The sequence below is a fragment of the Nonomuraea sp. NPDC050383 genome (assembly GCF_044459125.1).
Classification (GTDB): Bacteria; Actinomycetota; Actinomycetes; order Streptosporangiales; family Streptosporangiaceae; genus Nonomuraea.
In genome coordinates this window covers 383,873-397,870 of sequence record NZ_JBITIP010000006.1, presented here as the reverse complement: position 1 = coordinate 397,870, position 13,998 = coordinate 383,873, and the positions used below count along the sequence as shown (strand labels likewise).

The following is a 13,998-nucleotide window of genomic DNA, read 5'->3' as shown; positions in this document are numbered from 1 at the left end:
CGCGCGCATGAGTCCTACGCTGTTCGACACCGTCCTCGTCGCCAACCGGGGTGAGATCGCCGTGCGGATCGTCCGCACGCTGCGGGCGCTCGGCATCACCTCGGTCGCCGTGTACACCGCCTCGGACGCGGGGGCGCGGCACGTGCGGGACGCCGACCTGGCCCTCCAGATCCCAAAATATCTGGATATGGAGGCGATCGTCGCGGCGGCCCAGGCGTCCGGCGCCCAGGCGGTCCACCCCGGCTACGGGTTCCTCGCCGAGAACGCCGCCTTCGCCCGCCGCTGCGCCGAGGCAGGGCTGGTCTTCGTCGGGCCGCCGCCCGAGGCCATCGACGCCATGGGCGACAAGATCCGCGCGAAGGCGACCGTATCGGCCGCCGGCGTGCCCGTCGTCCCGGGCGCCGCCGAGCCCGCCGAGTCGCTGGCCGCGTGGAATGCCTTCCCCGCCCTGATCAAGCCCTCCGCCGGCGGTGGAGGGAAGGGCATGGTGCTGGTCCGCTCAGCGGCCGAGCTGCCGGACGCGATCGAGTCCGCCCGCCGCACGGCCCGCGCCGCGTTCGGCGACGACACGCTGCTCATCGAGCGCTACGTCGCCAACCCGCGCCACATCGAGATCCAGGTCCTGGCCGACGCGCACGGACTCGCCGTCCACCTGGGCGAGCGCGAGTGCAGCCTCCAGCGCCGCCACCAGAAGATCGTCGAGGAGGCGCCGTCGCCGTTCGTGGACGCGGACCTGCGCGCCCGCATGGGCGCGGCGGCCGTCGAGGCGGCCCGCGCGGTCGGCTACACGGGGGCCGGCACGGTCGAGTTCATCGTGGACGGCACGACCGGCGAGCACCACTTCATGGAGATGAACACCCGCCTCCAGGTCGAGCACCCCGTCACCGAGCTGGTCACCGGCCTCGACCTGGTCGAGCTCCAGCTGCGGGTGGCGGCGGGCGAGCCGCTGCCGTTCACGCAGGACGACGTGCGGCTGCGCGGGCACGCGGTGGAGGCCCGCGTCTACGCCGAGGACCCGGCGCGCGGCTTCCTGCCGACGGGCGGCCGCGTCCTCGCCCTGGACGAGCCCGCGGGCGAGGGCGTGCGGGTGGACTCGGGGCTGGCCGCGGGCATGGTCGTCGGCAGCGAGTTCGACCCCATGCTGGCCAAGGTGATCGCCTGGGCCCCGTCCAGGGAGGCGGCGCTGCGGCGGCTGGACCAGGCGCTGGCCCGGACCGCCGTGCTCGGCGTCACCACGAACGTCCCGTTCCTGCGCGCCCTGCTCACCCACCCCGCGGTCGTGGCGGGCGAGCTCGACACCGGATTGGTCGAGCGGGCCCTGCCCGGCCTGCCGCTCACCGGCGAGCCCTCCCCGGAGGCCCTGGCCGCGGCCGCGCTCGCCTTCCACGCCCGGCCCCCGGCCGCCGACCCTGGGAACGCCGGCCGGCCCCCGGGCGCCGGCCGGTGGGATCCCGCTCAGGCCCCGGGCGCCGACCCGTGGGACGTCGCCGACGGCTGGCGGGTCGGTGAGCGGGCGTGGACGACGTGGCGGCTGGAGTCGCGCGGCGCGGTGCGCGCCGTCCAGGTGCGCGGCCTGCCGTACGGCCCCTCCGGTACGAGTGGGGCCGCGGAGCAGGCTGAGGCCCGGCTGCCCGGCGACGACTCGGGCCGGGCCACCCCCGCGCGCATCCGGCAGGACGGCTCCCGGTTGTCCGTCACGCTCGGCGGGCGCACCCGCCACTACACGCACGCCCGTGACGGCGACACGCTCTGGCTCGCCGCGGACGGCGCCGCGTGGGCGTTCACCCGCCACCTCATCGGCGACCCCGGCGACCGCCCCGGCGCGGCCGGCTCCGGCGACGGCGTCGTCCGCAGCCCCATGCCCGGCACCGTCCTGGTGGTCAAGGCCCAGGTGGGCGACCAGGTCGCCGAGGGTCAGCCGCTGCTCATCGTGGAGGCCATGAAGATGGAGCACACCGTCACCGCCCCGCACGCCGGCCGCGTCACCGAGCTGCCGGCCCAGGCCGGCCGCCCGGTCGACATGGACGCGGTCCTGGCCGTGGTCGTCCCCGAGGCCCCGGTCACGCGGGACGCCGCGGTCGCACCCGAGGAGGCGTCCTGATGCGCCGGCCGTACGGACTGGAAGGTCTGCCCCACCACGTCACCGTCTACGAGGTCGGCCCGCGCGACGGCCTGCAGAACGAGGCCGCGGTCGTCCCCGTCGAGGCGAAGGCGGAGTTCGTCCACCGCCTCGCCGACGCCGGACACAAGATCATCGAGACGACCAGCTTCGTCCACCCCCGGTGGGTGCCGCAGCTCGCCGACGCCGACGAGCTGCTGGCCCGGGTCGAGCGCAGGCCCGGCGTCCGCTACCCGGTCCTGGTCCCGAACGAGCGCGGCCTGGAGCGGGCGCTGGCCCGCGACGTGGACGAGATCGCCGTCTTCGCCAGCGCCACCGAGACGTTCGCCGCCAAGAACCTCAACCGCAGCCTGGAGAGCCAGTTCGACATGTTCGAGCCGGTCGTCGCCCGCGCCCTGGCGGGCGGCGTCAGGGTCCGCGCGTACGTCTCCATGTGCTTCGCCGACCCGTGGGAGGGCCCCACGCCCGTCCGGCAGGTCGTGGAGGTCGGCGAGCGGCTGCTCGCGCTCGGCTGCCACGAGCTGTCGCTCGGCGACACCATCGGCGTCGCCACGCCCGGTCACGTCACCGCGCTCATCGAGGCGTTCGGCTCGCCCGACCGGCTCGCCGTCCACTTCCACGACACGTACGGCCAGGCGCTCGGCAACACGCTCGCGGCGCTCAGGGCCGGAGTGACCACCGTCGACGCGTCCACGGGCGGCATCGGCGGCTGCCCGTACGCCGAGTCGGCCACGGGCAACCTCGCCACCGAGGACCTCGTCTGGATGCTCGACGGCCTCGGCGTCGAGACCGGGCTCGACCTCGGCCGGCTCGTGGAGACCAGCACCTGGCTGGCCCGGCTGCTCGGCCGGCCCAGCCCGTCCCGCGTCGTCCAGGCCCTCTCGAAAGGCTGACCACCCATGCTGACCGGCGAGTACGAAGAGCTGCGCAAGACCGTCGAGGCGTTCGCCCGCGACGTCGTCGCCCCGGTGATCGGCGAGCACTACGAGCGGGAGGAGTTCCCGTACGGCATCGTGCGGCAGATGGGCGCGATGGGCCTGTTCGGGCTGCCGCTGCCGGAGGAGTACGGCGGCATGGGCGGCGACTACTTCGCCCTCTGCCTGACGCTGGAGGAGCTGGCCCGGGTCGACTCCAGCGTGGCCATCACCCTGGAGGCGGCCGTGTCGCTGGGCGCCATGCCGATCTACCGGTTCGGCACGCCCGAGCAGCGCCAGGAGTGGCTGCCCAGGCTGGCGACGGGCGAGACGCTGGGCGCGTTCGGCCTGACCGAGCCGGGCGGCGGCTCCGACGTGCCGGGCGGCATGCGGACCACGGCCGTCCTCGACGGCGACGAATGGGTGATCAACGGGACCAAGGCGTTCATCACGAACTCCGGCACCGACATCACCGGCGTGGTGGCCGTCGCGGCCCTCACGGGCGAGCGGGAGATCTCCACGATCCTCGTGCCGAGCGGCACGCCGGGCTTCACGGTGTCGAAGAAGTACTCCAAGGTCGGCTGGAACGCCTCCGACACCCGCGAGCTGGCCTTCGGGGACTGCCGGGTGCCCGCCGCCAACCTGCTGGGGGAGCGCGGGCGCGGCTACGCCCAGTTCCTGCGGACCCTCGACGAGGGGCGCGTGGCCATCGCCGCCATCGGCGTCGGGCTGGCGCAGGGCTGCGTGGACGAGTGCCTGCGCCACGTACGGGACCGCAGGGCGTTCGGCCACCCGATCGGCCACTACCAGGCCATCCAGTTCAAGATCGCCGACATGGAGGCCCGGGCCCACACCGCCCGCCTGGCCTACTACCACGCGGCCGAGCGGATGCTGGCCGGGGAGTCGTTCAAGAAGGAGGCGGCCATCGCCAAGCTGGTCTCGTCGAACGCCGCCATGGACAACTCCCGCGACGCCACGCAGATCTTCGGCGGGTACGGGTTCATGAACGAGTTCCCGGTGGGCCGCTTCTACCGCGACGCCAAGATCCTGGAGATCGGCGAGGGGACGAGCGAGGTGCAGCGCATGCTCATCGCCCGCCAGCTCGGCCTCGGCGATCTCTGACCCGTTCCGCGAGCCGCTCGGCCCGGGAGGTTCAGCCGGGTCGCCGGGCCAGGGTGAACCACTTCTCGTGGGCGCCGCCGAACGGGTCCTGACGCGAGCCGACGGCCGTCATCAGCATGGCGGCCGTCTCCTCCGCCCGGGCGATCACCTCCGCCGGGTAGCCCAGCAGCACCTGGTGCTCGGCGAACTCGTCCTCGTCGTCCAGGAACAGCCGCCCGTCGCGCATCCGGATGACGTCCAGGTCGAGGTCCACCATGGTGACCTCACCCTCGCGCCACTCGGGCACCGTCGTGACGTCCACGTACACGTCCGTCCGGTGCGGCGGGACGTGGAAGCTCGCCGTCCACCACGCGTCGCGCGGGAACAGCATGACGATCCCGGTCTCCCACCTGACCGGCGGGTCCGAGCCCTTGCGGGCCAGGGTGCCGTCGGGCACCCCCACCCACGCGCCGTGCTCGTCCTCACCGAGGAGCGTCCCCCGGTGGTGCCAGTGCAGCGCGCCACCGTACTTGCGGTACACGACCATGATCTCGCTCACGCCCGGAACGCTAACCCACGTCCCGCGTGCCGCCCAGGGGAGGGACCGACATACGGTAAGGATCATGACGTCGATCGACACCGTGGGGACGGCGGGGGAGCCGGTCATCAGGCGCGCCGGGGCTTCCGACGCGGACGAGCTGTTCGCGCTGGCCCGGGAGTTCGCGACGACGTTCCGGCCGGAGCGCGACGCGTTCGACGAGGCGCTGCCGCGGCTGCTGGACGACGAGGACGCCCTGCTGATCACCGCTGTGATGGGCGGGCGGGTCCACGGCTACCTGCTCGGATTCGCGCACCTGACCCTGTTCGCCAACGGGCCGGTCGCCTGGGTGGAGGAGGCCATGGTGCGGCCCGGGTCGAGACGGCAGGGCATCGGGCGGGCGCTGCTGGAGGAGTGCGAGCGATGGGCCCGCGCGCGCGGCGCCCGGTATGTGGCGATGGCCACCCGGCGGGCGCCGGAGTTCTACCACGCCCTCGGCTACGAGGAGTCCGCCGCGTTCTTCCGCAAGATGCTCAGGTAGGGAGCCGTACGGCCGGGCTCGTCCTGTCGGGGGCTGATGGCATCCTGTAGGGCGTGACGATCCACATGGTGAGCCCGCTGTTCGTCGGCCGGGCGGGCGAGCTGGCCGCGCTCGGCGACGCCCTGTCCCGCGTCCGTGCCGGGGCGTCGTCCACCGTGCTCGTCGGAGGCGAGGCCGGCGTGGGCAAGACGCGGCTGGTCGAGGAGTTCACCGGCCGGGCCGGCGACGCGCTGGTGCTCGTGGGGGGCTGCCTGGAGCTCGGCACCGAGGGCCTGCCGTTCGCGCCCTTCAGCGCCGTGCTGCGCGGCCTGGTGCGCGAGCGGGGCCGCGACGGCGTCGCCGCGCTCGTGCCCGGCGGCACCACCCGCGGCCTGGCCCGGCTGCTGCCCGAGTTCGGCGAGCCCGACCGCGACGGCGCGGAGGCCCGGGCCCGGCTGTTCGAGCAGGTGCTCGGGCTGCTCGAACGGCTGGCGGAGGAGCAGCCGGTGGTCCTCGTCATCGAGGACGCCCACTGGGCCGACCGCTCCACCCGCGACCTGCTGTCGTTCCTGGTCCGCTACCAGCGCTCCGACGCGGGCCTGCTCATCGTCGTCACCTACCGCACCGACGAGCTGCGCCGCACCCACCCCCTGCGCCCGCTGCTGGCCGAGCTGGGCCGGGTCGGCTGGGTGAGCCGGATGGAGCTGCGCAGGCTCACCCGCCGGGAGGTCGTCGAGCAGGCGGCGAGCATCCTGGAGCGCGAGCCGAACGCCACCGACATCGAGATGATCTACGCGCGCAGCGAGGGCAACCCGCTGTTCGTGGAGGCGCTGCTGAGCGAGGCCGGCGGTGGCGTCGCGCTGCCCGAGTCGCTGCGCGACCTGCTGCTGGCCGGCGTCGAGCGGCTGCCCGAGGAGACGCAGGAGCTGCTGCGCGTGGCCAGCGCCGGAGGCCAGCGCATCGAGCACGCGCTGCTGACGGCCGTCTCGGGCCTCGACGACGCCGAGCTGTCGAGCGCCCTGCGCCCCGCCGTCGCCGGCAACGTGCTCGTGGTCGACGGCGAGGGCTACTCCTTCCGCCACGCGCTGATCCGCGAGGCCCTGCACGACGACCTGCTGCCCGGCGAGCACACCCGCCTGCACACCCGGTTCGCGCAGGCGCTGGAGCGCGACCCGTCCATCCTGCCCGCCCCGCGCGGCGCGATCGAGCTGGCCCACCACTGGCACTCCGCCCACGACGCCACCTGGGCGCTGGTCAGCGCCTGGGCGGCCGCCGACGCCGCCCGCAGGTCCGCCGCGTACGGCGAGCAGCTCCGCATGCTGTCCCGCGTCCTGGAGCTGTGGGACAAGGTCCCGGACGCCGCCGAGCGCATCGGCTGCGACCACGTCGACGTGCTCTACCGGACCGTCACCGTCGCTCATGTCGCGGGCGAGTACGAGCGCGGCATCGCCCTGGCCGGAGCCGCCATGAAGGAGCTCGACCCCGACGCCGACCCGATCCGGGCCGCCCGTCTGCTGCGCAAGCGCGGCATCATCCGCTACGACCTGGGCCGGTCCGGCCACATCGACGACCTGCGCCAGGCGGCGGCCCTGGTGGCGGACGGACCGATCAGGCTGCGCGCCCAGGTCATGGAGAACCTCGCCCGCATGCTCCACGGGACCGACCTGTGGCCCGAGAGGATCGCCACCGCCCAGCAGGCCATCGACCTGGCGCGCCAGGGGGGTGACCCCACCGTCGAGGCGCGCGCCCTGATCGCCCTCACCTGGGCCCGATGCCGCGACTACTCCGAGGTCGACGCCCACCTCGGCGGCTTCGCCGAGGCGCGGCGGCTCGCGCTCGGCGCCGACGCCTACAACGCGCTGCTCGCCTGCGCCATCTCCGAGTCCGACACGCTGGAGGGCGCCGGACGGCACGAGCGGGCGGCGCAGGTGGCCCGCGAAGGCGTCGCCGAGGCGGAGCGGTACGGCGTGGCCCGCACCTCGGGCGCGTTCCTGTCCATCAACCTGGTCGAGCCGCTGGTGTCCCTCGGCCGGTGGGACGAGGCCCTCGACGTGATCGAGCACGCGCTCGACCTCGTGCCCCCGCCGCCGTACCAGGCCAGCCTCCAGGGCATGGGCATGGACATCGCGCTGGCCCGCGGGGAGCTCGACCGGGCCGAGGAGCTGCTCGACAGGGTCCGGGCCGTGGTGTCGCGCGGTGTGTTCCGCGACCAGACCATGCTGCCGCAGGCCGAGAGGGAGATCAGCCTGCTGCTGGCGCGCGGCCGGGCCGACGAGGCGCGGGAGGCGGCCGTGCGGGCCCTGCGGGACGACGTCCCGGGTGCCGGGCCGCGCTACGTGTGGCCGCTCCTGGTGACCGTCGCCAGGCTGGGCGAGCCGCTGCCACCGGAGCTGGCCACGGCGGCGGGGTCGACGAGGGTCCAGGGGGCCGTGCAGCGGGCGCACCACCTGACGTTCACCGCCCTGACGGGCCTCGGCCCCGGCTCATCTCGCGGGGCTGCCCTGGAGGGCGTGGTTCACCCGGCGGGCGGCGACGTCTCGGCGGACGGGGCGGAGGCCGGGGGCGGCGCCGGACGGCGGCTCCAGGCGTGGGACGAGGCCGTGGCGGCCTGGACGGCGCTGCGCCAGCCGTACTCGGAGGCGCTGACCCTCGCCGACGCGGCGCGGGCGGCGCTGGCGGGCGGCGAGCGGCAGGAGGCGGCGGCCCGCGTGGCGCGCGCCCGCGAGCTGGCCGAGCCGCTGAAGGCCGCGCCGTTGCTGGCCGAGCTCGACGCCCTGGTGGGCCGCGCCCAGGTGGCTTCCGGCAGATCGAGGGGCGCGGCCGGGCCCGACGGCGCGCCGGCGGGTGCGCCGCTGGGGCTGACGGCCCGCGAGCTGGAGGTGCTCCGGCTCGTCACCGCCGGGCGCAGCAACCGGGAGATCGCCGGCGAGCTGGTCATCGCCGTCAAGACGGTGAGCGTCCACGTGTCCAACATCCTGGCCAAGCTCGGCGTCGCCTCACGAGGGGAGGCCGCGGCCACGGCCCATCGCCTGCGCCTGTTCGCCGGCCCGCAGTGACGCCGGGCCTGATCGGCGGCCGGCGCCGGCCTCTGCCGGGGCGGGCCGGGCCGGTCAGGCCGTTTCGGCGCTGAGGGTGTGTGCCACCGAGCGGCGGGCCGCCACGCGTGCGGGCAGGGCGGCGAGCGCCGCCGTCGCCAGCAGGATCGCGAGTGCGGCGGCGAACATCCAGGAGACGGGCGGTGTGATCCTCTCCCCGGCGCTGAGGAGCCGGTACACGCCGACGCCCAGGGGAACACCGGCGACGGCGCCGGGCAGGGCGGCCAGGAGCTGGGCGGTGGACAGCCCCGCGGAGATCTGTCCGGGGGTGGCGCCGAGCGTGCGCGCGATGGCCATCGTGCGCCGGGCTTCCATGGCCGTGGTCCAGGTGAGCGTGATGGTGTTCACGGTGGCGAGCGCGAGCAGCAGGACGGTGACCGCCAGCAGCAGCCGGCGGTCGTGGACGTCTCGCAGGTCGGGCAGGGTGGAGGAGCCGAGGCCGTACCCCTTGACGGGCTGTGCGTAGAGGGTCAGCAGGGCTACGATCGCGATCAGTGTGGCGGCGGTGGAGCACGCGTGCAGCAAGGCGCGGCCCGGCCTGCGGGCCGTCAGGCGCAGCCCGAGCAGCAGCGGGGTGGGCAGCAGCGCGGACAGCGCGGTCAGCCGCGGACGGTGGCGGGGCCGGCGCGCGGTGCCGGCCGGTGCGGTGCCGGCCAGTGCGGTGCCGGTCGCGGTGCGCAGCGCCCGCAGGGTGGGCGGCACGGTGGCAAGCGCAGCCACCGCCACGGCGAGGACGGTCGTCGCGGCGACGGTGGCGCCGGCCGGTCCGGCGACATCGCCGATCCGGCCGGCGGTGGGGCTGGCGATGGCGGGCCCGGCCAGGCGGGCGAGGGCCAGTCCCAGCGCGTCGGCCAGCAGCGCCAGAGCCAGGTATTCGGTGAGCAGGACGGCGGCGATCAGCCCGGGGGTGGCTCCGACGGCCTTGAGCAGTCCCGCTCGGCGGGTCCGCTCGAAGGCGCGCCCCGCGGCCAGTGCGGCCACTCCGGTGACGGCCAGGAAGCTGAGCAGCCAGCTGCCGACGACCAGGATCGGCCGGCCGGTCTTGAGGATGACGGCGTCCTGGTCGGCCTTGAACTGCCAGGTGTCCAAGGTCACCCTGGTGGTGGAGATGTGGTGGGCGTCGACGAAGGCCCGGGTGGCGGCGGGGTCGCGCAGCTTGAGGTCCAGGGCCGTGGTCACCGGGAGACCCGGCGACGCCAGTGCCCGCGCATCCGACGGGGTGAGCCAGGCCAGGCCGCTCGGGTCGCTCGGGCCGCCGTGCGGGCCGATCTGCGCCGCCCAGGGGTAGATCGAGGTGGCCGCGGTCACCGCGATCCCGACGACGGGGTACGAGCGGCCGGCGATGGTGACGTGTTCGCCGACGCGGACGCCCAGCGCGGTGGCGAAGCCACGTTCGAGAACCGCGCCACCGGGGCGTAGCCAGCGGCCCGAGGTCACCAGCGGCCGGTTGACCGCGCCGGGTGTCTCGGCGGCGCCGTGCACCACCACGCGGGAGGAGGAGCCGCGCGCCGTGAGGGTGGCGTACACGATGCGGTAGGGACCGTTGTGGGCCACGACCTCGGGGTCGCGCGCCAGCGACTCCAGAGCCGGTGCCACGGCGGGGCCCTGGTCGGGGGCGAGCGCCACCACGTCCGGCCCGGCGGTGGCCGTCCGGGTCTGCTGGTAGAGCGCCTGGCTCGCCCCGCGCAGGGACAGGCCCACAGCCAGGGTGGCGGTCGCCGCGGTCACCGCGAGCAGGAGAATCGCGGCCTGGGCCTGGTGCCGGCGGACGTCGGCCAGGACGAGGCGGACGACGAGCACGACGCGGCCCATGGCGTTCAGCCCTCCAGCCCGATCAGGCGGCCGAGCCGCCCGGTGCCGGTGCCGGCCAGCCGGGTGTCGTCGACGAACATCCCGTCGCGCATCGAGATCAGCCGGTCGGCGGTCGCCGCGACCCGTTCGTCGTGCGTGACGATCACGAGGGTCTGCCCCGCAGAACGCAGGTCCTCGAAGATGCGCAGCACGTCGAGCGTGGCCGCGGTGTCGAGGTTGCCGGTCGGCTCGTCGGCCAGGACGACCAGCGGGTCGTTGGCCAGCGCGCGGGCGATGGCGACCCGTTGACGCTGCCCGCCGGACAGTTGCGACGGCAGATGCCGGACACGGTCGGCGAGCGCGACCCGTTCCAGCAGCAGGCTCGCGCGCCGCCGGGCCTCGCGCCACGAGTGCCCGGCCAGCAGCAGGGGCAGCTCCACGTTCTCGGCCGCCGACAGCTCCTCCACCAGGTGGAACGCCTGGAAGACGAAGCCCACCGACCGGCGCCGCAGCCGCGCCAAGGCCTGCTCGCTCAGGATGTCGATGCGCTGGTCGGCCAGCCACACCTCCCCACCGGTGGGCCGCTCCAGGCCGCTCAGCAGGTGCAGCAGGGTCGATTTACCGCAGCCGCTGGGCCCCATCACCGCCACCGTCTCGCCCTGCGGCACTTCCAGGTCGACGGTGTCGACCGCGCGGACCCGGCTCGGCCCCTGACCATGAACCTTCACCAGGCCGCAGGCCCGTACCACGCCATGCAACACGTTCATGCACCCTCAGACTCTGTCATCGCCCTCGGACCAGGCTCGCTCGCAGGCCGCCAGCCAGCGCAGGTCCGCCTGCAGCCGCAGCACGACCCCTTCCAGCAGCAGGCCGGCGGCCGACCCCGCCGGCTCGGCCAGCGCCGCCCGCTGCGCCTCGCGCAGGTGGCGCAGCAGCTCACGGCGCTGCGCCGCCACCAGCTCGACCGGGTCGGCGAGCCGGGCCGCGGAGGCCGTGACGAGCTTGAGGTGGAACTCCGCCAGGTCCGGTTTCGGCCAGCCCACCTCGGCCAGCCAGGCGGCCACCCGCTGCTGCCCGGCCGGCGTCAGCGCGTAGACCTTGCGCTCCGGCCGCTCGGGGAGGCCCTCGGCCCGTTCGCAGACCACGAGCCCGGCCTTCTCCAGCCGGGTCAGGGTCACATAGATCTGACCGGGGTTCATCGACTCGCCCAGCGGGCCAAGACTCCGCCGCAGCCGGGCGCGCAGGTCGTACCCGTGCGACGGCTCCTTGGCGAGCATCGCCAGCACCGCGTCCTGCACTCCACCCTCCTAGCGCCGAAACCCTCGGCCGTCCTCCGTGAGGGTTCCAGTCTCCCCCCGGTACGGCTGCTCCCGGTACGACGCTGAGAGCTCACGCCACCGGTCGCGCGGTGGCGATCATCAGTCCGAGGCGGTGACCTCGTTCGTCCCGCCGGGATCGTCATCGCCGGTCAAGGTCTCGTCACCACCGTGGTCGAACGTGTCGTCGACCGTGACAGGGTCGTCGTCGCCCGGGTCGTCGGCGAGGCAGGCGGCGTCGTCGGCGCAGGCCGGGTCGTCGCCGACGTGGTCGGTGGACGGGTCGCGGGTCGGCTTGGGCGTCGGCTTCCGCACCAGGTCGTGCTGCTCGCCGCCGAAGGCGGGCGCCGGGAACGGCTCGACCGGCTTGCCGGCCATCGCGATCGTCATGAACTCCCGCCAGATCTCGGTGGGCGTTCCGGCGCCCTGGATGTCGCCCAGGGAGACCTCCCTGGGCAGGGGATGGCCGTTGGCGTCCTTGACGACCTTCCTGGTCCTCGGGTCGATCTGCGGGATCTCCTTGTACATCCCGACGGCCGCGGAGAGTTGCGGGGTGTAGCCGACGAACCAGGCTTCCTTGTTCTCGTTGTTGGTGCCGGTCTTGCCGGCGATCGGACGGCCGCCGGGCAGCGAGGTGCCCCTGGCGGTGCCGTACTTGACCACCTGCTGCATCGCGTAGGTGGCGTCGGCGGCGGTCTCCGGGCTGATGACCGTCCTGGGCAGGCCGACCTCCTTCATGGCGGTCATCCCCTTGGACGTCTTGACCGAGACCACCACGTGCGCGCCGTGGTGGACGCCGCCGTTGGCGAAGATGCCGTACCCGGCGGCCTGCTCGACCGGAGTGACCAGGCCGGCGCCGATGGACATGCCGTACGCGTGGTCCTTGGCGGCCTGCTCCAGGTTCTTTTGGTCGATCCCGGCGCCCTCGGCGATCCGCTCGACCTCCTTCAGGCCGACCTCCTGCGCCATCGTGGCGAACGCCGTGTTCACCGACTCGGCGGTGGCCCGGTCGATCTGCACGGCCGCGCCAACGTCGTGCGAGTTGCCGATCGGCTTGGTCCCCGGCAGCGTGACCGGGCCCTTGCCGGACACGTAGCTCCTGAGGCTGTAGCCGTTCTGGAGCCAGGCGGCCAGCACGTACGGCTTGAAGGCCGACGCGGCCTGCTTGTGGGCGTCGAAGGCGTTGTTGGTGAAGCTCTTGAGGTAGTCGTGGCCGCTGTAGAAAGCGATCACCCGCCCGTTGCGCGGGTCCACGGCGGCCATGTTCGCGCGGATGTGCTTGTCGTGGAGGGTGGCGAGGTTGCTCTCCACCGCCTTCTTCGCGGCCCGCATGAGCTTCTGGTCGAACGTCGTCGTGACGCGGTAGCCGCCGCTGCGCAGGCTCTCCCTGGTGATCCCCCGCTGCTCCAGCTCGCGCTGCACGATGTCGACCATGTAGCCGTTGACGCCCTTGAAGGTCTCCTTCTTGTCCGGCTTGGCGAGCTTGGGGAACTTCGCCGTTCTGGGCAGTCGCCCGTACCTGGCGGGATCGACGATCGCCATCCCGCGGATGGCGTAGGCGAACCGCTCCTGGGTCGGCGCCCAGTTCTTCTTCGCCTCCGTCCGGTCGAAGGTGACCGGGTTCTGGATCCGGCCCGCCAGGTAGGCGGCCTCGACAGGGGTCAGCTTGTCGACGTCCTTGTCGAAGAACGCCTGGGCGGCGGCCTGGATGCCGTTCGCGCCGCGGCCGAAATAGATTGTGTTGAGGTAGTTGGCCAGGATCTGGTCTTTTGACATCTCCTTGCCGGCGCGGATCGCGACGAAGATCTCCTTGACCTTCCGCTGAAGTGTCCGCTCCTGGCTGAGACCGTCGTAGTAGCCCCGCGCCATCTCCTGCGTGATCGTCGAACCGCCCTGGACCTGCCGGCCGGTCACCGTGCTCCACACCGCCCGCATGATGCCGGACACCGAGATACCCGGATCCGTGCGGAACGTGCGGTTCTCCACGGCGATGAACGCGTCCTGAACATGCAGCGGGATCCTGGAGATCGGGACGATCTCACGCTTGGTGCCGAGCCGGGCGATCTCGGTCTTGCCGTCCCGGTAGTAGATGACGCTGCCCTGCTCGACGGCGTGGTCCTGGGTGTCCACGGGGAGCGGGGTGATGGCGTAACCCACCATGATCATACTGAAGAGGCCCGCCACCAGCACCGCGCAGCCGAGAAGCACGATCTTCCAGCTGGGGATGAACCGCTTCCAGCCGGTACGGCGAGGGGGGCCGCCGCCCTCGCCCGGCCGCTCTCGCCGGCTCCCCGGACCGTCGTCACCCGGTCCGCCGGCCCCGCCCGAGCCTCCGCGGCCGCCTCCGCCTCCGCCTCCGCGGCCGCCTCCGTCGCCGGGGCCGCCCTGTCCCCGGTCGCCGGATCTCCGTAACCTGTCGCGACCCGGCTGTGGGCGCTGAACCGTCGCCTGGGCGTCGTCGTCCGGCGCGGCGCGGCGCCGCCGGTCGCGTGGACTTCGCCCAGCACCGTCCCGGTCGGACTCGCCCAGCGGGCCAGGACTTTGCCGCAGCCGAGCGCGCGGGTGGTACCCGCGCCCCGGCTCTTCGGCGAGCATCGTTAGCAC

10 protein-coding genes are annotated in these 13,998 nt (G+C 73.9%); 5 read left to right on the top strand and 5 right to left on the bottom strand.

Features of this window, described 5'->3' with window-relative positions:
* The first annotated feature begins 7 nt into the window (after positions 1–7).
* From ACIBG4_RS18515 to ACIBG4_RS18505, 3 genes are read left to right on the top strand one after another with little or no spacing between them, the layout of a single operon-like run.
* Entirely contained in the window at positions 8–2,101 is a 2,094-nt protein-coding gene (locus tag ACIBG4_RS18515; RefSeq protein ID WP_397202774.1) for a biotin carboxylase N-terminal domain-containing protein, read from the top strand.
* On the top strand, positions 2,101–3,012 hold the full coding sequence (locus ACIBG4_RS18510; protein ID WP_397202773.1) for a hydroxymethylglutaryl-CoA lyase: 912 nt from the start codon (positions 2,101–2,103) through the stop codon (positions 3,010–3,012). Before ACIBG4_RS18515 ends, ACIBG4_RS18510 begins: the two co-directional genes overlap by 1 nt.
* Positions 3,013–3,018: 6 nt before the next feature.
* Positions 3,019–4,155: an acyl-CoA dehydrogenase family protein gene (locus ACIBG4_RS18505; RefSeq protein ID WP_355451510.1), complete on the top strand. Its 1,137-nt coding sequence runs from the start codon at positions 3,019–3,021 to the stop codon at positions 4,153–4,155.
* Between the two features lie 31 nt (positions 4,156–4,186).
* On the opposite strand, the gene ACIBG4_RS18500 is transcribed toward ACIBG4_RS18505, so the two are convergent.
* Positions 4,187–4,693 carry a DUF402 domain-containing protein gene (locus ACIBG4_RS18500; RefSeq protein WP_397202772.1) on the bottom strand — a complete coding sequence of 169 codons (507 nt, stop codon included), beginning with the start codon at positions 4,691–4,693 and terminating at the stop codon, positions 4,187–4,189.
* 64 nt (positions 4,694–4,757) lie between these two features.
* On the opposite strand from ACIBG4_RS18500, the gene ACIBG4_RS18495 reads away from it, so the two are divergent.
* Together ACIBG4_RS18495 and ACIBG4_RS18490 are read left to right on the top strand one after the other, a co-directional pair.
* On the top strand, positions 4,758–5,213 hold the full coding sequence (locus tag ACIBG4_RS18495; RefSeq protein ID WP_310711217.1) for a GNAT family N-acetyltransferase: 456 nt from the start codon (positions 4,758–4,760) through the stop codon (positions 5,211–5,213).
* 53 nt (positions 5,214–5,266) lie between these two features.
* Positions 5,267–8,248, top strand: a complete 2,982-nt coding sequence (locus ACIBG4_RS18490) for an AAA family ATPase (protein ID WP_397202771.1) — start codon at positions 5,267–5,269, stop codon at positions 8,246–8,248.
* A 54-nt stretch (positions 8,249–8,302) separates the two neighbouring features.
* Here ACIBG4_RS18490 and ACIBG4_RS18485 read toward each other — a convergent pair whose 3' ends face one another.
* From ACIBG4_RS18485 to ACIBG4_RS18470, 4 genes are all read right to left on the bottom strand, one after another.
* Complete coding sequence (locus ACIBG4_RS18485) at positions 8,303–10,099, bottom strand: FtsX-like permease family protein (protein WP_397202770.1); 1,797 nt, start codon at positions 10,097–10,099, stop codon at positions 8,303–8,305.
* A 5-nt stretch (positions 10,100–10,104) separates the two neighbouring features.
* Positions 10,105–10,845 carry an ABC transporter ATP-binding protein gene (locus ACIBG4_RS18480; RefSeq protein ID WP_397202769.1) on the bottom strand — a complete coding sequence of 247 codons (741 nt, stop codon included), beginning with the start codon at positions 10,843–10,845 and terminating at the stop codon, positions 10,105–10,107.
* A 6-nt stretch (positions 10,846–10,851) separates the two neighbouring features.
* Complete coding sequence (locus ACIBG4_RS18475) at positions 10,852–11,376, bottom strand: PadR family transcriptional regulator (protein ID WP_397202768.1); 525 nt, start codon at positions 11,374–11,376, stop codon at positions 10,852–10,854.
* 120 nt (positions 11,377–11,496) lie between these two features.
* The gene (locus ACIBG4_RS18470) at positions 11,497–13,554 is read right to left on the bottom strand and encodes a transglycosylase domain-containing protein (RefSeq protein ID WP_397202767.1); all 2,058 of its coding nucleotides are present in this window, start codon (positions 13,552–13,554) and stop codon (positions 11,497–11,499) included.
* Positions 13,555–13,998 lie beyond the last annotated feature (444 nt).